This is a genomic window from Pseudomonas sp. Wu6 (assembly GCF_019891515.1).
GTDB classification, from domain to species: Bacteria; Pseudomonadota; Gammaproteobacteria; order Pseudomonadales; family Pseudomonadaceae; genus Aquipseudomonas; species Aquipseudomonas orientalis_A.
This window is the reverse complement of sequence record NZ_JAFLXH010000033.1, coordinates 1-19424: the sequence shown is the minus strand read 5'-3', so window position 1 is coordinate 19424 and position 19424 is coordinate 1. Positions and strand designations below refer to the sequence as shown.

Below are 19424 nucleotides of genomic sequence, written 5' to 3'. Positions count from 1 at the left end.
CCCATGGACGCTTTTAACTACCGGGACGGCGAGCTGTTCGCGGAAGGCGTGGCGCTGTCCGCGATTGCCCAGCGCTTCGGTACCCCGACCTATGTGTATTCGCGCGCCCATATCGAAGCGCAATACCGCTCGTTCACCGACTCGCTCGAAGGCGTGCCGCATCTGGTGTGCTACGCGGTCAAAGCCAACTCCAACCTGGGCGTGCTCAATGTCCTGGCGCGCCTTGGCGCCGGTTTCGACATTGTGTCCCGTGGCGAGCTGGAACGGGTATTGGCCGCTGGCGGCCAGGCCGACAAGATCGTGTTCTCCGGCGTCGGCAAGAGCCGCGAAGACATGCGTCGCGCCCTGGAAGTGGGCGTGCATTGCTTCAACATCGAGTCCACCGACGAACTGGAGCGCCTGCAGGTCGTGGCCGCCGAGATGGGCGTTCGCGCGCCGATCTCCCTGCGCGTCAATCCGGACGTCGACGCCGGCACTCACCCGTACATTTCCACCGGTCTCAAAGAGAACAAGTTCGGCATCGCCATCGCCGACGCCGAAGACGTGTACATCCGCGCCGCGCAATTGCCGAACCTGGACGTGCTGGGCGTCGACTGCCATATCGGCTCGCAACTGACCACCCTGCCGCCGTTCCTGGATGCCCTCGACCGCCTGCTGGCGCTGGTCGACCGCCTGGGCGACTGCGGCATCTACCTGCATCACATCGATCTCGGTGGGGGTGTGGGCGTGCGTTATCGCGATGAAGAGCCGCCGCTGATTGCCGACTACATCAAGGCCGTGCGCGAGCGTATCGAAGGGCGCGACCTGACGCTGATGTTCGAGCCGGGCCGCTATATCGTCGCCAACGCCGGCGTGCTGCTGACCCAGGTCGAGTACCTCAAGCACACCGAGCACAAGGACTTCGCCATCGTCGACGCGGCGATGAACGACCTGATCCGCCCGGCGCTGTACCAGGCCTGGATGAACGTCACGGCAGTGACGCCGCGCCACAGCCAGGCGCGTGCGTACGACATTGTCGGCCCGATCTGTGAGACCGGCGACTTCCTGGCCAAGGATCGTCAGCTGGCCCTGGAGGAAGGCGACCTGCTGGCCGTGCATTCGGCCGGTGCCTATGGGTTTGTCATGAGTTCCAACTACAACACTCGCGGCCGCGCCGCCGAGGTGCTGGTGGACGGTGATCAAGCGTTTGAAGTGCGTCGCCGCGAGACGGTAGCCGAGTTGTATGCTGGCGAAAGCCCGCTGCCGGAGTAAGCCATGCTGCTGCGTTTTACCAAGATGCACGGGCTGGGCAATGACTTCATGGTTCTCGACCTGGTCAGCCAGCACGCGCACATCCTGCCCAAGCACGCCAAACAATGGGGCGACCGCCATACCGGTATCGGCTTCGACCAACTGCTGCTGGTGGAAGCGCCGACCAACCCGGAGGTGGACTTCCGTTATCGGATCTTCAACTCCGACGGCTCCGAAGTGGAACAATGCGGCAACGGTGCGCGCTGCTTCGCGCGCTTTGTGCTGGACAAGCGTTTGACCGCCAAGCGCCAGATTCGCGTCGAAACCAAGGGCGGCGTGATCGAACTGGATGTGCGCAGTGACGGCCAGATCAGCGTCAACATGGGCGCGCCACGCCTGGTGCCGGCGGACATTCCGTTCCAGGCGCCCGAGCAGGCCCTCAGTTATGCGCTGGACGTGGACGGCAACACGGTCGATATCGCCGCCGTGTCCATGGGCAATCCCCATGCGGTGCTGCGCGTCAATGACATCAACAATGCTCCCGTGCACGAACTGGGGCCGAAGATCGAACATCACCCGCGCTTTACGGCGCGGGTCAACGTGGGCTTCCTGCAGGTGATCGACCGTTCCCGTGCGCAATTGCGTGTGTGGGAACGCGGCGCCGGCGAAACCCAGGCCTGCGGCACCGGCGCCTGCGCCGCTGCCGTGGCCGCGATCAGCCAGGGGTGGATGGATTCGCCGCTGCTGATCGACCTGCCGGGTGGACGCTTGTCCATCGAATGGGCAGGCCCTGGCCACCCGGTGATGATGACCGGGCCGGCCACGCGTGTATACGAAGGACAGGTCCGTCTATGAGTGAGCCAAGCCAATGACCGATAAGCCTCAAGTACCCGCCCCCGTCACCTCAAGTGAAAGCCTGGAGGCCGCTGCGGTTGCGGCGTACCTTGAGGCTCATCCGGACTTCTTCGTCGAGCACGAAGAATTGCTCCCGGCCTTGCGCATCCCTCACCAACGCGGCGATACCGTGTCGTTGGTGGAGCGGCAGATGAAGATCCTGCGCGAGCGCAATATCGAAATGCGCCACCGCCTTTCGCACCTGATGGACGTCGCTCGCGACAACGATCGCCTGTTCGAAAAGACCCGTCGCCTGATCCTGACCCTGATGGACGCCGCCAGCCTGGAAGAAACAGTGATGGCGGTGGAAGACAGCCTGCGCCAGGACTTCCAGGTGCCATTTGTCAGCCTCATCCTGTTCAGCGATAACCCAATGCCGGTAGGTCGCTGGGTCAGCGGTGGCGAAGCACAGACCGCTATCGGCGGCCTGCTTTCGGAAGGCAAGACCATCAGCGGTACGCTGCGCGAGCATGAACTGGATTTCCTGTTCGGCGCCGAACAGCGCAAACAGATCGGCTCTACCGCCGTGGTTGCCCTCAGCCACCAAGGCCTGCACGGCGTACTGGCCATTGCCAGCCGTGATCCGGCGCACTATAAAAGCTCGGTGGGCACCCTGTTCCTGACCTATATCGCCGAAGTGCTGGGCCGCGTCCTGCCGCGTTTCACCACTGCCCTGCGCGCGGTGCGCTAGCCATGGAACGGCAACTGGACGCTTACTGCGCTCACCTGCGCAACGAGCGCCAGGTGTCGCCTCATACCCTGCAAGCCTACCGGCGGGACTTGAACAAGGTCCTGGCCTATTGCGAAAAACAGCAGGTTGCCAGCTGGAAAGCCCTGGATATCCAGGGCCTGCGCAGCCTGGTCGCACGGCTGCACCAGCAAGGCCAGTCCTCGCGCAGCCTGTCGCGCCTGCTCTCAGCGGTACGCGGCCTCTATCACTACCTCAACCGCGAGGGCCTGTGCGACCACGACCCGGCCAACGGCCTGTCGCCGCCCAAAGGCGAGCGACGCCTGCCCAAGACCCTGGACACCGACCGCGCCCTGCAACTGCTGGATGGCGCGATCGAGGATGACTTCCTTGCCCATCGCGACCAGGCGATCCTCGAACTGTTCTACTCCTCGGGCCTGCGCCTGTCGGAGCTGACCGGCCTGAACCTTGAGCAACTGGACCTGGCCGATGGGCTGGTGCAGGTGCTGGGTAAAGGCAGCAAGACGCGCGTGCTGCCCGTCGGCAGGAAGGCTCGCGAAGCCCTGCAGCTGTGGCTGCCGTTACGGGCGCTGGCCAATCCGAAAGACGACGCGGTATTCATCAGCCAACAAGGTCGACGCCTGGGGCCACGGGCCATTCAGCTGCGCGTGAAGGCCGCCGGCGAACGCGAACTGGGGCAAAACCTGCACCCGCATATGCTCAGGCACTCTTTTGCAAGCCATATGCTGGAGTCATCCCAGGACCTGCGCGCGGTCCAGGAGCTGCTCGGCCACGCCGATATCAAGACCACGCAAATCTACACCCACCTCGACTTCCAGCACCTGGCAACGGTGTACGACAGCGCCCATCCACGGGCCAAACGCATCAAGGGCGGCGACTCATGAGCATCAAGCTGATCACCTTCGACCTGGACGACACGCTCTGGGACAACGTACCCGTCATCATCAGCGCCGAAGCGTCAATGCGCGAATGGTTGGCGGTCAATGCATCCAGGGTCGGCGACTTGCCCCTGGAGCATTTCGCCAGCCTGCGCCAACACGTGCTGGAACGTCATCCTGAGCTCAAACACCGCATCAGCGTCCTGCGCCATCGCGTATTGCTGCATGCGTTCGAAGAGGCCGGCTATCCGCAGCCCGAAGCGACAGAGATGGCCGATGTGTGTTTTGAGGCGTTCATTCATGCGCGACACCAGCTCACGGTCTTTCCCGAAGCCGAACCGATGCTCAAAGCGCTACGCCAGCACTTCCTCCTGGGGGTGATCACCAACGGCAATGCCGACGTACAACGCGTAGGCCTGGCGGACTACTTCCACTTTGCCCTGCGCGCTGAAGACATCGGTATCGCCAAGCCGGATGCGCGGTTGTTTGAGGAAGCGTTGCAGCGCGGCGGTGTGGACGCCAGTGCGGCGGTGCATGTGGGCGATCACCCCGGGGATGACATCGCCGGCGCGCAGCAGGCGGGGTTACGGGCGGTGTGGTTTAACCCCAGCGCCAAGGCATGGGAAGCAGATAAGCGCCCTGATGCAGAGATTCGCAGCCTGACGGAGTTGCCGGCGTTGCTGCGCAGTTGGCAGTAACACTGGAGATCCAAATGTGGGAGGGGGCTTGCCCCCGATTGCGCTGGATCAGCTAATACATCTGGTGGCTGACACACCGCTATCGGGGGCAAGCCCCCTCCCACATTGGGATCACCACAAGGGCTTGAACAAATCACCAGGCATGAAAAAACCCGCAGCGACGGCGGGCTTCTTCTTACAAGCAGTCAGCTGACCTCAGATGGGACGGCTGCCGTACTTGTTATCCGGCTTCTTCGGTGGATCCGCAACCACATTGGGCTCGACCTCGACCACTTTGCCGCCTTTGGCGAGGAATTCTTCCATCGCTCGGGCCAGGGCATCGCGCTCTTTGTTCTTGGCCTCAACGCTGGGCAGCTCGTCTACCGAAACAGCAGCCTTGGCCTTGCCTTTGGCCTTGGGAGCGGCATCGTCGGCAGCACTGTCCTCGAGGTCTTCAGCAACGTCATCAGCCGCCACTTCAAGACTGTCTTCAGTGTCCTCTTCGTCACCTACTTCAAGGTCGTCGTTTTCCAGATCATCGTCGCTCATGTTCTACCTCATGACTTGCGAAAAGCAGATTAGTTATAGCCCAGCTTTACCCTCTGTCGAGGCCGCCGGAAAAAAATCAACATCCACTGGATCACCAGTGGCTTATGCCCCTTCACCGTGCAAGGTGGCGAGGACTTTACGAGCACCGCCATGATCACGGTGCTCGCCCAGATAAACACCTTGCCAGGTCCCCATCGCCAAGCGGCCGGCCTTCACCGGCAAACTCAGCTGGCAGCCCAGGAGACTGGCCTTGAAGTGCGCCGGCAGATCATCCGGGCCTTCGTCGTTGTGTTCGAAGCCTGCCTCGCCTTGCGGCACCAGCAGGTTGAAAAAACGTTCGAAGTCGCGGCGGACCGCCGGATCGGCATTCTCGTTGACCGTCAACGAGGCCGAGGTGTGCTGCAGCCACAGATGCAACAGGCCCACGCGGCAGGCCTTCAATTCAGGCAGGCCGGCAAGCAACTCGTCGGTCACCAGGTGAAAGCCCCGGGGCTTGGCCCGCAGCGTAATCAGGGTCTGTTGCCACATACAGTTCTCCGCCCATCGGCGCGCATTCTAGCGCGCTCTGGAAAAAAACAAAGTGCCGAATACGCCCACATGCCTGTAAGACATTCGCACCCTTGAAAGTGCCGTGTGGATCGCACCACAAAGTCGATGGAAAACCCATGCAACTTATAGTCAAAGACAAACACCAGGCAAAAAAATGCCCGGCAAGCCGGGCATCTTTTTTTCGTGTAATTACAAGTTGTAACCGCGCTCGTTGTGTTGCGCCAGATCGAGGCCGACCGCCTCTTCCTCTTCAGTGACCCGCAGGCCCATGACCATGTCCAGTACCTTCAGAATGACGTAGGTGACAATCGCCGTGTAGATCACGGTGAAGCCGACCCCTTTGCACTGGATCCAGACCTGTGCAGCGATGTCGGTGGTAGCGGCATTGAAGCCACCCATCGATGGAGCCGCGAACACGCCGGTCAGGATCGCGCCGAGGATACCGCCAATACCGTGCACGCCGAAGGCGTCCAGGGAATCGTCGTATCCCAGCTTGCGTTTGAGAGTAGTGGCGCAGAAGAAGCACACCACACCCGCTGCCAGGCCGATGACCAAAGCGCCCATCGGGCCCACGGTGCCGGCAGCTGGAGTGATTGCGACCAGGCCGGCCACTACGCCCGAGGCGATGCCCAGTGCGCTTGGCTTACCGTGGGTGATCCACTCCGCGAACATCCAGCCCAGCGCAGCGGCGGCAGTGGCGATCTGGGTGACCAGCATCGCCATACCGGCCGTGCCGTTGGCCGCGGCAGCGGAACCGGCGTTGAAGCCGAACCAGCCGATCCACAGCATGGCCGCGCCGATCAAGGTGTAACCCAGGTTGTGCGGTGCCATCGGGGTGGTCGGGAAGCCTTTGCGCTTGCCGAGCACGATGCACGCCACCAGGCCAGCCACACCGGCGTTGATGTGCACCACGGTGCCACCGGCGAAATCCAGCACACCCCAGTCCCACATCAGGCCGCCGTTGCCGCTCCAGACCATGTGCGCAATCGGCGCATAGACCAGGGTGAACCAGATGGCCATGAAGATCAGCATCGCGGAAAACTTCATGCGCTCGGCGAATGCACCGACGATCAGCGCCGGAGTGATGATGGCAAACGTCATCTGGAAGGTGATGAACACCGCTTCCGGGAACAGCGCCGTAGGCCCGGTGATGCTGGCCGGAGTGACGCCCGCCAGGAATGCCTTGCCCATGCCGCCGAAGAAGGAGTTGAAGTTGACGACGCCCTGTTCCATACCGGTGGTATCGAACGCAATGCTGTAGCCGTAGACAACCCACAGGATGCTGATCAGGCCAGTGATGGCGAAGCACTGCATCATCACCGACAGGATATTTTTGGAGCGGACCATACCGCCGTAGAACAGCGCCAGGCCAGGGATGGTCATGAACAGCACCAGTGCGGTGGCGGTCATCATCCAGGCGGTATCGCCGGAATTGAGGACTGGAGCCGCCACTTCGTCCGCCGCCATGGCAAGGCTTGGCATTACGATGGACAACAGGGCTCCGAGCCCTGCGAATTTACGCAGAGTCATAGTGTTTTTCTCCTGGGGCGTTGGGGTTTGGCGGCTTAGATTGCGTCGGTATCGGTTTCGCCGGTACGAATGCGGATAGCCTGTTCCAGATTGACCACGAAGATCTTGCCGTCACCGATCTTGCCGGTGTTGGCGGCCTTGGTTATCGCCTCGATAACCCGGTCAAGATCCTTGTCGTCAATGGCGACATCAATCTTCACCTTCGGCAGGAAATCGACCACGTATTCCGCACCGCGATACAGCTCGGTATGACCCTTCTGCCGACCGAAGCCCTTGACCTCAGTAACGGTAATGCCCTGCACGCCGATCTCGGACAGTGACTCGCGTACGTCGTCCAACTTGAACGGCTTGATGATGGCAGTGACTAGCTTCATGAAAACTCTCTCCCGAATTGGTGGACTTGCCCCAGGAAAACAAACCCGTCTCAAGTCTAAGCGCAGTGCCTGGCTTTGTAACGCATCGTCGCCTGCGTATTACCGTGGCGACGCCAGCGAACCACTGGTGACGAAACCTGTACCCCTGATCCGTCGGCGCACTGCATTCGTCACAGCGACTGCATCAGTGCATGGGTCATGATCGTCTAAGCAGAAACCTTGCCAGCTCCGTAAAAATCACTGAAATCAGTCCGTTGCCCACTTATGCCCACCTGCGGGGCGCTCCGGCGACGGCGATGCGCATCAAAACAGTGCGCGACCGCCCATCCCTATGCGCGAAAAGCGTGCGTGCCGGGCCATGAAAAGACTATAGACGCTGCGTGATACACTGCCGGCCAACTGTTTTCCGGAATATTTCCCATGCTCGCGCCCAAAGACTTCCTCGACGCCCTGAGCGGCCACGCCTCTCGCCTGTTCAGCGGCGACACCCCGCTGCCCCGCAACGAAATCGAAAGCCAGTTCAAGGCCCTGCTGCAAAGTGGCTTCAGCAAGCTCGATCTGGTCAGCCGTGAAGAATTCGACAGCCAGATGGTGGTGTTGGCCCGCACGCGTGCACGGCTTGAGAGCCTGGAAGCGAAGGTAGCGGAACTGGAAGCGCGGCTGACGCCCCCATCGGCCGAATAAACCCGATGAGTGTGGGAGGCAAGCCCTGATGCCGCCCCCTGTAGGAGCGAGCTTGCTCGCGAAAAATGTTAACGATAACGCGTGCTTCCTGAATGAACGCGGTGCCCGTGAGTTTTTCGCGAGCAAGCTCGCTCCTACAAAAAGCCTTGGCATCAGGGCTTGCCCCCTCCCTCACTTCGTTGTCTGGATACGTTCTGTAAAACCTCCCCGCCATCCTTATTCCCACCTCGTCTACCCTTGAATAATCCGCAGGAAGCGGCCCCCCATTCAAGGATCGAGCATGTCCCTCGCCATCGTTCACAGCCGCGCCCAGGTCGGCGTCGAAGCCCCCGCCGTCACTGTTGAAGTGCATATGGCCAATGGGTTGCCGTCACTGACGCTGGTGGGCTTGCCGGAAGCTGCGGTGAAGGAAAGCAAGGACCGCGTGCGCAGCGCCATTCTCAACTCGGCCCTGCAGTACCCGGCGCGGCGCATCACGCTCAACCTGGCGCCCGCCGACCTGCCCAAGGACGGCGGGCGTTTTGATCTGGCGATTGCCCTGGGGATCCTGGCGGCCAGCGTGCAGGTGCCGGCGCTGATGCTCGATGAGGTCGAGTGCCTGGGGGAGTTGGCGCTGTCCGGCGAAGTACGCGCGGTCAAAGGCGTGTTGCCGGCCGCCTTGGCGGCGCGCAAGGCCGGGCGCACCTTGATAGTGCCCAGGGCAAACGCTGAGGAGGCGTGCCTGGCGTCAGGGTTGACGGTGATTGCGGTGGATCACTTGCTACAGGTGGTGGCGCACTTGAATGGGCATGTGCCGATCGAGCCCTACCGGTCGGACGGCCTGTTGTACCTGAACAAACCTTACCCGGACCTCAGCGAAGTCCAGGGCCAAATGGCTGCCAAGCGAGCCTTGCTGATCGCAGCGGCGGGGGCGCATAACCTGCTGTTCAGCGGCCCGCCCGGCACCGGCAAGACGCTGCTCGCCAGCCGCCTGCCGGGGTTGCTGCCACCGCTCAGTGAGCAGGAAGCGCTGGAAGTCGCGGCGATTCAATCGGTGGTCAGCCTGGCACCGTTGAGCCATTGGCCGCACCGGCCGTTTCGCCAGCCGCACCACTCGGCCTCGGGCCCTGCGCTGGTCGGCGGCGGCTCGAAGCCGCAACCGGGGGAAATCACCCTGGCCCACCACGGCGTGTTGTTCCTGGATGAATTGCCGGAATTTGACCGCAAGGTGCTGGAAGTCCTGCGCGAGCCGCTTGAGTCGGGACATATCGTGATTTCCCGCGCCCGTGACCGGGTGAGCTTCCCGGCGCGCTTTCAACTGGTCGCGGCGGTGAACCCCTGCCCGTGCGGTTATATGGGCGAACCCAGCGGCAGTTGCCGGTGTACGCCGGAACAGATACAGCGCTATCGCAATAAGCTCTCGGGGCCGTTGCTGGACCGGATCGACCTGCACCTGACGGTGGCGCGAGAAGCCACGGCGCTGAGCCCGGCACAACAGACCGATGACACCACCGCGAAAACGGCCGCCTTGGTGGCCGACGCACGGGAACGCCAGCAACGACGCCAGGGCTGCGCCAACGCCTTCCTCGACCTGCCGGGGCTGCGCGAGTACTGCACGCTGGCGAAGGTCGACGAAGGCTGGCTGGAGAACGCCTGCGAGCGGCTGACGCTGTCGTTGCGCGCGGCTCATCGCTTGCTCAAGGTGGCGCGTACGTTGGCGGACCTGGAACAACAAGACGCCATCGCTCGCCACCATTTGCAAGAGGCCTTGCAATACCGCCCGGCAGCGAGCTCTTGAGTGGCTTAGCGGAAGCGATCCACCTCATGCCGCAAGCCCGCCGCCAGGGTTTCCAGCTCTTTGGCGGTGATCGCCAGGTTCGACACCACTTCACGCTGCTCGCTGTTGGCCAGTGCGATGCTTTGCAAATTACTGCTGAGCAACGTCGCGGTGCTGCTCTGCTCCTGGGTGGCGGTGGTGATTGCGGCGAACTGCTGACCGGCCGAGCGGCTCTGCTCGTCGATGCGCGCCAGGGCCGAGGCCACATCCGCGTTGCGCGACAGGCCTTCCTGCATCAACACGTTGCCGTGCTCCATGGTACTGATGGCATTGCCGGTTTCCTGCTGGATGCTCTGGATCATTACGGAAATTTCATCGGTGGCCTGGCGGGTGCGAGAGGCCAGGTTGCGCACTTCGTCTGCGACCACGGCAAAGCCGCGACCTTGCTCACCGGCGCGGGCCGCTTCGATGGCGGCATTGAGCGCGAGCAGGTTGGTCTGTTCGGCAATCGAGGTAATCACGCCGACGATACCGCCGATTTCCTGGGAGCGCTGGCCCAGGGTGTTGATCACCGTAGCGGTGCTGTTCAGCGCGGTGGCGATATGTTCCAGGGACGACGACGCTTCTTCCATCGAGGTACGCCCGATACGGGTCTGCTGGGCATTTTCCTGGGCCAGACGCTCGGTATTGCCCATGTTGTCGGCGATATTCAGCGAGGTGGCGCTGAATTCTTCCACCGCGCCGGCCATGCTGGTGATTTCGCCGGACTGCTGCTCCATGCCTTCATAGGCGCCGCCAGACAACCCCGACAGCGCCTGGGCCCGGCTGTTGACCTCTTCAGCCGCCTTGCGGATGTGCGAAACCATGGTCGACAGTGCCTCGCCCATCTGGTTGAAGCTGCGCGCCAACTGGCCGATTTCGTCATGGCTGGAGACATTCAGGCGCGCACTCAGATCACCTGCGCCGAGCGCTTCAGCCTGACGCACCAGGTCACTCAATGGCGCGAGCTTGCTGCGCAACAGCCATACCGTGGCCCCCACAGCCAACAGCATGGCCAGCACGCTGCCAATGACCAGGCGCATCCCCACGTCCCACGTCACGGCACGAATCTCGGCCTTGGGCATACTTGCCACGACCGCCCAAGGGCCGCCCTCGAAGGGGACCGACACGCTGTAGAAATCTTCGTTCTTGTCACTCCAGAAGCGGCCTTCACCGGGTTTCTTCGCCAAGTCGAGCATCACGGCGACCGCTTGATCCAAGGCTTGCACACCGGCCGGCGGCACCAACCAGTGCTTCTGCTCATCCAGCAGCGACAAGGAACCGGTCTGGCCGATACGGAAGCGCTTGAGGTTGTCGAACTGGGCTTTCTGTTCGTCGGTGTAGTCGAACCCGATGAACAACACTGCGATGACCTTTCCGCTGGCATCACGCACCGGGCTGTACTGGGTCATATAGGAGCGATCGAACAACACGGCCCGGCCGATATAGGCCTGCCCGTTGAACACACGCTGGTAGGCCGGGCCCTGGCGATCCAGCACGGTGCCGATGGCGCGGTTGCCATCCTGCTTGGTCAGGGAGGTGCTGATACGGATGAAGTCATCGCCGCTGCGCACGAACACCGTGGCCACGCCGCCGGACATGTCCTTGAATTCGTCCACTTCGCCGAAGTTGTTGTTCAGCAACTCGCCGCCCAGGTACAGGCTTGGCGTTTGTACACCGGCCACGGCGACAGGCTGGTCCGCACGCACGCTCAAACCGGCGCCGAAGCGCTTTTCAAACAGCCCGCTCAAACGCTGAGTGCTCTCGCGCAAGGTGCTGTGGAAGGTATTGAGCTGGTCGGCGAGCAAACGCGCCTCGCTGGCCAGGTGCTCCTCACGGGTCGCGAGGTTGGCGGTATCGAGCGAGCGTAGTGCGAAAACGGTACTGCCGCTGATGACGACCGCCAGAATCACGGCTAATGCGAGGCCTAACTGGGAAGCGATCCGAGCGCGAGGTTGAGACATGACAGCTCCTGAGCCGAGGCCAGGATCATCCTGATCTCTTAGCGCTGCTCGGCGAATTATCTAGTGGGAAACGTTGGGGCACGATTGGTCCAGCACACCTACTTCGGCGCGGTTTCACAATACTTGAGCGATTCACAGAGGTATGACGCAAACGATTGCCGTGCATAGACCAACCCCTTCATTCGAGGCGAGTCACCGCGGGCAAAACCATCGCCTGCACCTCGCTCTGCAGAAACTCCGCCAGGCGCCGCAAGCGCTCACCCCCGGGCCGGGTTTTCGGCCACACCAGGTAATAACTTTCCCCGCTGGCGACGGCCGTTGGCCACGGCAGGCTCAAGCGTTTCTGGGCGACGTCCTCGGCCACCATCAACAAATCTCCCATGGACACGCCATAGCCGCGCGCGGCAGCGATCATGCCCAGCTCCAGCGTGTCGAACACCTGCCCACCCTTGAGCGAGACCCGGGAGGTCAGCCCCATGTGCTCCAGCCAGTAACGCCAGTCACGCCGGTCCGGTGTCGGGTGCAGCAGTTCGGCCGTTGCCAGCCGCTGCACGTCCCAGGGGCCGTCATCCAATAGATTGGGCGCGCCCACCGGAATCAGCATTTCGGCAAACAGGTGGCTGGCCTCCCAGTCCGCCGGAAAGTGTCCGTTACTGAGCAACACTGCGCAATCGAACGGTTCCTGATTGAAGTCCACTTCATCGATGTTCATCCACGCGCTGGTGAGCTGCACTTCGTTGCCCGGCTGCAGGGCCCGAAAGCGGCTCAATCGCGCCAACAGCCAGCGCATGGTCAGGGTGGACGGTGCTTTCATGCGCAAGATGTCATCTTCGGCGTTCAGGGTATGGCAGGCGCGCTCCAGGGCGGCGAAGCCTTCGCGCACGCCGGGCAGCAACAAGCGCGCCGCCTCCGTGAGTTGCAAGGTACGGCCGCTGCGCTGGAACAGCCGGCAGGCGAAATGCTCTTCGAGGGTACGGATATGCCGGCTGACCGCACTCTGGGTAATCGACAACTCCTGCGCCGCGCGGGTGAAGGAGTGGTGACGGGACGCGGCCTCGAATGCCCGCAGGGCATAAAGCGGGGGAAGACGACGAGACATTTTGATGACTCCGACAGCGCAATGGCCAAACCCTACCAGAATCGATCAGGCATGAGTTTTAATCATGCAAACGATCGCTTTTATCCCTTTGTGCAATGCGCCGAAAGCGCCGAGAATCAACCCTCCCCACCTCCCTGACATTTCGAGAGCGATGATCATGCAGCATCCGGCACGTACCGAACTCTGGGCCATTCTGCGGCTGGCGGGGCCGTTGATTGCCTCACAGTTGGCGCACATGCTGATGGTGTTGACCGACACCCTGATGATGGCGCGCCTGAGCCCCGAAGCCCTGGCCGGCGGTGGCCTGGGCGCGGCGAGCTATTCGTTCGTGGCGATTTTCTGCATCGGCGTGATCGCGGCAGTGGGCACCCTTGTGGCCATCCGTCACGGCGCGGGCGACATCGACGGCGCCACCCGGCTGACCCAGGCCGGGTTGTGGCTCGCCTGGTTGATGGCCCTGGCGGCGGCGCTGCTGCTGTGGAACCTCAAGCCGGTGCTGCTGATGTTCGGCCAGACCGAAACCAACGTGCAGGCCGCCGGGCAATTTCTGACCCTGCTGCCGTTCGCCCTGCCCGGCTATCTGAGCTTCATGGCACTGCGCGGCTTCACCAGCGCCATCGGCAAAGCCACCCCGGTGATGGTCATCAGCCTGTGCGGCACGGTGGTCAACTACCTGCTCAATCACGCGCTGATCGAAGGCATGTTCGGCCTGCCCAAACTCGGGCTGATGGGCATTGGCCTGGTCACAGCCATCGTCGCCAATGGCATGGCGTTGGCACTGATGTGGTACATCCGCAGCAACCGCACCTACGCCGCCTATCCACTGAGCAGCGGGCTGCTGCGCCTCAATACCCGGTACCTGCGCGAGTTGTGGCGCCTGGGCCTGCCGATTGGGGGCACCTATGCGGTGGAAGTCGGGCTGTTCGCGTTTGCGGCGCTGTGCATGGGCACCATGGGCAGTACGCAGTTGGCGGCGCACCAGATTGCCCTGCAGATTGTCTCGGTGGCGTTCATGGTTCCGGCGGGGATGTCCTACGCGGTGACCATGCGTATCGGCCAGCATTATGGCGCCGGGCAGTTGCTGCGGGCACGCATGGCCGGACGGGTCGGCATCGGCTTTGGTGCCCTGTTGATGCTGGGGTTTGCCCTGGTGTTCTGGCTGTCTGCCGACCCGCTGATCGGGCTGTTCCTCGACCATGACGATCCGGCGTTTCATGATGTCATCGTCCTGGCCGTCAGCCTGCTGGCCGTCGCCGCCTGGTTCGAGCTGTTCGATGGTGTGCAGACCATTGCCATGGGCTGCATCCGTGGCCTCAAGGACGCCAAGACCACGTTCCTGGTGGGGCTCGGTTGCTACTGGCTGATCGGCGCGCCAGCAGCCTGGTTGATGGCGTTCACCCTGGGCTGGGGGCCGACCGGTGTGTGGTGGGGCCTGGCGTTGGGGTTGGCGTGCGCGGCGGTGAGCCTGACCTGGGCGTTCGAGGCGAAGATGAAGCGGATGATTCGGCGAGAACCGGACATACAGCCTGCCTTTCAGGCGGCACAGACAGAGTAAAGCCCTGCTCGGTCAGACCTGTGGGAGGGGGCTTGCCCCCTCCCACAGGTCTGACCGAGTTTACAACTCAGCCCAACAACGCCTGCTGGCTTTTGCCGGAGGTCAGATACTCCACCAGCTCAGTCAACGGCAACGGTTTACTGATCAGGTAACCCTGGGCCTGATCGCAACCAAACAGTCTCAGAAGCTCAAGCTGCTCAGGGGTTTCCACGCCTTCGGCCACCACTTCCAGGTTGAGGTTATGGGCCAGGTTGATCATGGCGTGTACCAGCTTGCGATTCTCTTCGCGCTCTTCCATGCCACCGACGAAGCTCTTGTCGATCTTCAACAAGGCAATCGGCAGGCTGTTGAGGTGCACAAACGATGAGAAACCGGTACCAAAGTCATCCAGGGAAAACCGCACACCGAGGCGGCCGAGGGCGTCCATGGTCTGTTTAACCAGGTCGCTGCGACGCATCACGGCGGTTTCGGTCAGCTCGAACTCCAGCCATTGTGCTTCCACGCCGCGCTCGGCAATCAGCCGGCTGAGTGTCGAGAGCAATTGGCTGTCCTGGAACTGGCGAAACGACAGGTTGACGGCCATGTGCAACGCCGGCAGGCCGCGTTCGCGCAGGTCCTGCATGTCGCGCAGGGCCCGGGAAATCACCCAGTACCCCAGCGGCACGATCAGGCCGCTCTGCTCGGCCAAGGGCACGAACTCGCTCGGCGGCAACAGTCCACGCTCGCCATGGCGCCAGCGCACCAGGGCCTCGAGGCCGACGATATGCCCGTCATCCAGGTCCAGGCGCGGCTGGTAATGCAGCTCCAGCTCATCGCGGCGCAAGGCACGGCGCAACTCGCTTTCCAGGTCGGCCAGGCTGCGCGCGTTGCGGTTGATGCGTTCGTTGAAGATATGAAAGGTACAGCCCTGGGTGCTTTTGGCCTGTTGCATGGCGATATGGGCATGCCACATCAACGGGTCGGCCCCGGCGCGGGCCCGGGCATGCGCCACACCCAAACTGCAGCCGATCAGCAGGCTCTCGCCGTCCACCCAGTAAGGCTCAGCCATGACTTCGGTGATGCGTTCGGCCATCCATTCGGCGCGCTGGGGCGCACGGCGGGTGTCGATCAGCAGCGCGAACTCATCGCTGCCCAGGCGCGCCAGTTGATCACCGGCTTCAAGCTGGCTCTTGAGCCGTGAGACCACCTGCAGGATCAAGCGGTCGCCGGCCTGGTGACCGAGGGCATCGTTGGCGTGACGGAAATTGTCCAGGTCCAGATGACCGAGGGCCAGGCCGCGGCCTTCGTTTTCCGCCAGCCGTGCCGCCAGCAAGGTCTGGAAACCCTGACGATTGGCAATACCGGTCAGCGGATCCTGTTCGGCCAGGCGCTGCAACGTGTTTTCCAGCACGCCACGCTCGCGCACATGGCGCAGGCAGCGGCGCAAGGTACCGGCGTCCAGCGCAGAATGGATCAGCCAATCGCTGACGCCGAGCGGCGCAACCAGTGGTTCCTGTTCCAGCAGCAATACACACGGCAGGCTGCAACGACCGGGACCGGGTTGCAGGTTGGGCGTGGTCAAGAGCACCGCTTCGTGATCGTCGTCGAACAGACGACTCACCGAGTCCCAACTGGGGGCACTGATCAGCACAGCCCCATCGCCCATCGGCGCCAGGCACTCGCGCAACAACGCTGCCCACGCCGGCGTATCGGCCAGCAGCAGCAAACGCAAGGGTTCGACAGGCGTAGACAAGCTAGCTCCCTAGACTCTGCAAAAATTCGTTGGCGGCGGGCATTATGACGTGCGGCCTGACGATAACAAATGCATGACCAATGATAGGTGTTATCAAACACGCAGACTGTGAAAAATAGTTGCGATACCCACGACATCCTGCGGCAAAGTAACAAAACCGGCAAATTTAGATCGAGTGGTACGTCACACCGTCGTTCTAAGGCAGCAGAATCTTGCCAGCCTGTTAAAATGCCCGCCCTTTTGAATAACGACTCCCTGAACTCTGTATGTCCCGACTCAATCCCCGGCAGCAAGAAGCCGTGAACTACGTCGGCGGCCCTCTATTGGTGCTCGCCGGTGCTGGCTCCGGCAAGACCAGCGTGATTACCCGCAAGATCGCGCACCTGATCCAGAACTGCGGCATCCGCGCCCAGTACATCGTCGCCATGACCTTCACCAACAAGGCGGCGCGGGAAATGAAAGAGCGTGTCGGCACCCTGCTCAAGGGTGGCGAAGGCCGTGGCCTCACCGTGTGCACGTTCCACAACCTGGGGCTGAACATCATCCGCAAGGAACATGCGCGGCTGGGCTACAAGCCGGGTTTCTCGATCTTCGACGAGACCGACGTCAAGGCCTTGATGACCGACATCATGCAGAAGGAATACGCGGGCGACGACGGCGTCGACGAGATCAAGAACATGATCGGCGCCTGGAAAAACGACCTGGTCCTGCCCCCCGAAGCCCTGGAAAACGCACGCAACCCCAAGGAACAGACCGCCGCCATCGTCTACACCCACTACCAGCGCACGCTCAAGGCGTTCAACGCGGTGGACTTCGACGACCTGATCCTGCTGCCGGTCAAACTGTTCCAGGAACACAAGGACATCCTGGAAAAGTGGCAGAACAAGGTGCGCTACCTGTTGGTGGACGAATACCAGGACACCAACGCCAGCCAATACCTGCTGGTGAAGCTGCTGATCGGCACGCGCAATCAGTTCACCGTGGTGGGCGACGATGACCAGTCGATCTACGCCTGGCGCGGCGCCCGCCCGGAAAACCTGATGCTGCTCAAGGACGACTATCCGTCGCTGAAAGTGGTGATGCTGGAGCAGAACTACCGCTCCACCAGCCGTATCCTGCGCTGCGCCAACGTGCTGATTTCCAACAACCCCCACGAGTTTGAAAAACAACTGTGGAGCGAGATGGGTCATGGCGACGAAATCCGTGTGATCCGCTGCCGCAACGAAGACGCCGAAGCCGAGCGCGTGGCGGTGGAAATCCTCAGCCTGCACCTGCGCACCGACCGCCCTTACAGCGACTTTGCGATCCTGTATCGCGGCAACTACCAGGCCAAGCTGATCGAACTGAAATTGCAGCACCACCAGGTGCCGTATCGCCTGTCGGGCGGCAACAGCTTCTTCGGGCGCCAGGAAGTCAAAGACCTGATGGCCTACTTCCGCCTGATCGTGAACCCGGATGACGACAACGCCTTCCTGCGCGTGATCAACGTGCCGCGTCGGGAAATCGGTTCGACGACCCTGGAAAAGCTCGGCAACTACGCCACCGAACGCAAGATCTCGATGTACGCCGCTACCGACGAAATCGGCTTGGGCGAACACCTGGACACCCGCTTCACCGATCGCCTGTCGCGCTTCAAGCGCTTCATGGACAAGGTCCGTGAGCAGTGCGCCGGCGAAGACCCGATCAGTGCCCTGCGCAGCATGGTCATGGACATCGACTATGAAAACTGGCTGCGCACCAACAGTTCCAGCGACAAGGCCGCGGACTACCGCATGGGCAACGTCTGGTTCCTGATCGAAGCCCTGAAGAACACCCTGGAAAAAGACGAAGACGGTGAAATGACCGTCGAAGACGCCATCGGCAAGCTGGTGCTGCGCGACATGCTTGAGCGCCAGCAGGAAGAGGAAGACGGCGCCGAAGGGGTGCAGATGATGACCTTGCATGCGTCCAAGGGCCTGGAATTCCCCTACGTGTTCATCATGGGCATGGAAGAGGAAATTCTCCCGCACCGCTCCAGCATCGAAGCCGACACCATCGAGGAAGAACGGCGCCTGGCCTACGTGGGGATTACCCGCGCGCGTCAGACACTGGCCTTCACTTTCGCCGCCAAGCGCAAGCAATACGGCGAAATCATCGATTGTGCCCCCAGCCGGTTCCTCGATGAGCTGCCGCCGGATGACCTGGCCTGGGAAGGCAACGACGACACCCCGACCGAGGTGAAGGCCGTTCGCGGCAACAGCGCCCTGGCCGATATACGCGCGATGTTAAAGCGCTAGAATCGACTACTTTTTAATCTACTTTCGGCGCCTGTTGCGCCATCAGAGGAAGCTTTCCGTGGAAGCACTGCACAAGAAAATTCGCGAAGAAGGCATCGTGCTTTCCGATCAGGTACTCAAGGTTGACGCCTTTCTGAACCACCAGATCGACCCGGCACTGATGAAACTGATCGGCGACGAATTCGCCGCGCTGTTCAAGGACTCGGGCATCACCAAGATCGTCACCATCGAAGCCTCGGGCATCGCCCCGGCGATCATGACCGGCCTGAACCTCGGCGTGCCCGTGATCTTCGCGCGCAAGCAGCAGTCCCTGACCCTCACCGAAAACCTGCTGTCGGCGACGGTGTACTCCTTCACCAAGAAAACCGAAAGCACCGTGGCGATCTCCCCGCGCCACCTGACCAGCAGCGACCGCGTGCTGGTTATCGATGACTTCCTGGCCAACGGCAAGGCATCCCAGGCGCTGATTTCGATCATCAAGCAGGCCGGCGCGACCGTGGCCGGCTTGGGCATTGTGATCGAGAAGTCGTTCCAGGGCGGCCGTGCCGAGCTGGATGCGCAGGGTTATCGGGTTGAATCGCTGGCACGGGTGAAGTCGCTGGCCGGTGGGGTGGTGACCTTCATCTGAATCAACGCGGCTCAAAATGTGGGAGGGGGCTTGCTCCCGATAGCGGTGTATCAGTCACCCAATGTATTGGCTGACACACTGTCATCGGGGCATGAGTATCTACACAACTTTTAGGTACCCCGCGGGACCCTGTGGGAGGGGGCTTGCCCCCGATGGCGGCCTCTGGGCCGACCAGGATGTTGGATCAGATCGAGTACATATCCGTTTCTGCGGTAACGGCTGCTAATGGTTCCGCTTTTACAGCGGCTCACTTTTGAAAAGCGCAAAAGTAAGCAAAACGCTCTTGCCCCACCACTCGGCA

At 61.9% G+C, this 19424-nt stretch carries 17 protein-coding genes; 10 read left to right on the top strand and 7 right to left on the bottom strand.

The features are described 5' to 3' along the window. Positions 1–3 precede the first annotated feature (3 nt). Genes lysA through J1G34_RS20580 form a run of 5 tightly spaced genes read left to right on the top strand, consistent with a single transcriptional unit; the run spans position 4 to position 4409 of the window. Positions 4–1251, top strand: a complete 1248-nt coding sequence (gene lysA, locus J1G34_RS20600) for a diaminopimelate decarboxylase (RefSeq protein ID WP_122561096.1) — start codon at positions 4–6, stop codon at positions 1249–1251. Between the two features lie 3 nt (positions 1252–1254). After that, positions 1255–2085 (top strand): diaminopimelate epimerase, encoded by an 831-nt coding sequence (gene dapF, locus J1G34_RS20595; RefSeq protein WP_065893932.1) that lies wholly within the window; start codon positions 1255–1257, stop codon positions 2083–2085. 13 nt (positions 2086–2098) lie between these two features. Then, positions 2099–2815: a DUF484 family protein gene (locus J1G34_RS20590; protein ID WP_065886971.1), complete on the top strand. Its 717-nt coding sequence runs from the start codon at positions 2099–2101 to the stop codon at positions 2813–2815. A gap of 2 nt (positions 2816–2817) precedes the next feature. Then, the gene (gene xerC / locus J1G34_RS20585) at positions 2818–3717 is read left to right on the top strand and encodes a tyrosine recombinase XerC (protein WP_065886970.1); all 900 of its coding nucleotides are present in this window, start codon (positions 2818–2820) and stop codon (positions 3715–3717) included. Next, positions 3714–4409: an HAD family hydrolase gene (locus J1G34_RS20580; RefSeq protein WP_065886969.1), complete on the top strand. Its 696-nt coding sequence runs from the start codon at positions 3714–3716 to the stop codon at positions 4407–4409. The genes xerC and J1G34_RS20580 overlap by 4 nt, the downstream gene beginning before the upstream one ends. A gap of 195 nt (positions 4410–4604) precedes the next feature. Here the strand turns inward: J1G34_RS20580 and sutA are convergent, their stop codons facing one another. The 4 genes from sutA to glnK form a co-directional block, all read right to left on the bottom strand. Next, positions 4605–4937, bottom strand: a complete 333-nt coding sequence (gene sutA, locus J1G34_RS20575; RefSeq protein WP_065886968.1) for a transcriptional regulator SutA — start codon at positions 4935–4937, stop codon at positions 4605–4607. A gap of 102 nt (positions 4938–5039) precedes the next feature. Continuing rightward, positions 5040–5465 (bottom strand): secondary thiamine-phosphate synthase enzyme YjbQ, encoded by a 426-nt coding sequence (locus tag J1G34_RS20570; RefSeq protein WP_065893934.1) that lies wholly within the window; start codon positions 5463–5465, stop codon positions 5040–5042. A gap of 210 nt (positions 5466–5675) precedes the next feature. Then, positions 5676–7016 (bottom strand): ammonium transporter, encoded by a 1341-nt coding sequence (locus J1G34_RS20565; protein WP_222994559.1) that lies wholly within the window; start codon positions 7014–7016, stop codon positions 5676–5678. Between the two features lie 35 nt (positions 7017–7051). Continuing rightward, entirely contained in the window at positions 7052–7390 is a 339-nt protein-coding gene (gene glnK / locus J1G34_RS20560) for a P-II family nitrogen regulator (RefSeq protein WP_002555808.1), read from the bottom strand. 420 nt (positions 7391–7810) lie between these two features. On the opposite strand from glnK, the gene J1G34_RS20555 reads away from it, so the two are divergent. Together J1G34_RS20555 and J1G34_RS20550 are read left to right on the top strand one after the other, a co-directional pair. Then, the gene (locus tag J1G34_RS20555; protein ID WP_003195432.1) at positions 7811–8074 is read left to right on the top strand and encodes an accessory factor UbiK family protein; all 264 of its coding nucleotides are present in this window, start codon (positions 7811–7813) and stop codon (positions 8072–8074) included. A 280-nt stretch (positions 8075–8354) separates the two neighbouring features. Continuing rightward, positions 8355–9851 carry a YifB family Mg chelatase-like AAA ATPase gene (locus J1G34_RS20550; protein WP_222994558.1) on the top strand — a complete coding sequence of 499 codons (1497 nt, stop codon included), beginning with the start codon at positions 8355–8357 and terminating at the stop codon, positions 9849–9851. A 5-nt stretch (positions 9852–9856) separates the two neighbouring features. Here J1G34_RS20550 and J1G34_RS20545 read toward each other — a convergent pair whose 3' ends face one another. Beyond that, positions 9857–11833 carry a methyl-accepting chemotaxis protein gene (locus J1G34_RS20545; protein WP_065898096.1) on the bottom strand — a complete coding sequence of 659 codons (1977 nt, stop codon included), beginning with the start codon at positions 11831–11833 and terminating at the stop codon, positions 9857–9859. 178 nt (positions 11834–12011) lie between these two features. Further along, positions 12012–12932, bottom strand: a complete 921-nt coding sequence (locus tag J1G34_RS20540; protein WP_065893958.1) for a LysR substrate-binding domain-containing protein — start codon at positions 12930–12932, stop codon at positions 12012–12014. A 151-nt stretch (positions 12933–13083) separates the two neighbouring features. On the opposite strand from J1G34_RS20540, the gene J1G34_RS20535 reads away from it, so the two are divergent. After that, positions 13084–14487: a NorM family multidrug efflux MATE transporter gene (locus J1G34_RS20535; RefSeq protein WP_065898095.1), complete on the top strand. Its 1404-nt coding sequence runs from the start codon at positions 13084–13086 to the stop codon at positions 14485–14487. A 67-nt stretch (positions 14488–14554) separates the two neighbouring features. Here J1G34_RS20535 and J1G34_RS20530 read toward each other — a convergent pair whose 3' ends face one another. Next, a complete protein-coding gene (locus tag J1G34_RS20530) occupies positions 14555–16219 on the bottom strand; it encodes a putative bifunctional diguanylate cyclase/phosphodiesterase (RefSeq protein WP_065898094.1) in 1665 nt (554 codons plus the stop codon). Positions 16220–16485: 266 nt separating this feature from the next. Between J1G34_RS20530 and rep the strand changes: the two genes are divergently transcribed. Next, positions 16486–18495 carry a DNA helicase Rep gene (gene rep, locus J1G34_RS20525; RefSeq protein ID WP_065886961.1) on the top strand — a complete coding sequence of 670 codons (2010 nt, stop codon included), beginning with the start codon at positions 16486–16488 and terminating at the stop codon, positions 18493–18495. Positions 18496–18553: 58 nt separating this feature from the next. Continuing rightward, positions 18554–19123 carry a xanthine phosphoribosyltransferase gene (locus J1G34_RS20520; protein WP_003176890.1) on the top strand — a complete coding sequence of 190 codons (570 nt, stop codon included), beginning with the start codon at positions 18554–18556 and terminating at the stop codon, positions 19121–19123. Positions 19124–19424: the final 301 nt, after the last annotated feature.

Bases quoted from the DNA above. Each gene is read 5' to 3' on its own strand.
- glnK (WP_002555808.1), bottom strand. From the start codon at position 7,390: ATGAAGCTAGTCACTGCCATCATCAAGCCGTTCAAGTTGGACGACGTA.
- J1G34_RS20590 (WP_065886971.1), top strand. From the start codon at position 2,099: ATGACCGATAAGCCTCAAGTACCCGCCCCCGTCACCTCAAGTGAAAGC.
- J1G34_RS20565 (WP_222994559.1), bottom strand. From the start codon at position 7,016: ATGACTCTGCGTAAATTCGCAGGGCTCGGAGCCCTGTTGTCCATCGTA.
- dapF (WP_065893932.1), top strand. From the start codon at position 1,255: ATGCTGCTGCGTTTTACCAAGATGCACGGGCTGGGCAATGACTTCATG.
- J1G34_RS20570 (WP_065893934.1), bottom strand. From the start codon at position 5,465: ATGTGGCAACAGACCCTGATTACGCTGCGGGCCAAGCCCCGGGGCTTT.
- J1G34_RS20540 (WP_065893958.1), bottom strand. From the start codon at position 12,932: ATGTCTCGTCGTCTTCCCCCGCTTTATGCCCTGCGGGCATTCGAGGCC.
- sutA (WP_065886968.1), bottom strand. From the start codon at position 4,937: ATGAGCGACGATGATCTGGAAAACGACGACCTTGAAGTAGGTGACGAA.
- lysA (WP_122561096.1), top strand. From the start codon at position 4: ATGGACGCTTTTAACTACCGGGACGGCGAGCTGTTCGCGGAAGGCGTG.
- J1G34_RS20550 (WP_222994558.1), top strand. From the start codon at position 8,355: ATGTCCCTCGCCATCGTTCACAGCCGCGCCCAGGTCGGCGTCGAAGCC.
- xerC (WP_065886970.1), top strand. From the start codon at position 2,818: ATGGAACGGCAACTGGACGCTTACTGCGCTCACCTGCGCAACGAGCGC.
- rep (WP_065886961.1), top strand. From the start codon at position 16,486: ATGTCCCGACTCAATCCCCGGCAGCAAGAAGCCGTGAACTACGTCGGC.
- J1G34_RS20545 (WP_065898096.1), bottom strand. From the start codon at position 11,833: ATGTCTCAACCTCGCGCTCGGATCGCTTCCCAGTTAGGCCTCGCATTA.
- J1G34_RS20535 (WP_065898095.1), top strand. From the start codon at position 13,084: ATGATCATGCAGCATCCGGCACGTACCGAACTCTGGGCCATTCTGCGG.
- J1G34_RS20555 (WP_003195432.1), top strand. From the start codon at position 7,811: ATGCTCGCGCCCAAAGACTTCCTCGACGCCCTGAGCGGCCACGCCTCT.
- J1G34_RS20580 (WP_065886969.1), top strand. From the start codon at position 3,714: ATGAGCATCAAGCTGATCACCTTCGACCTGGACGACACGCTCTGGGAC.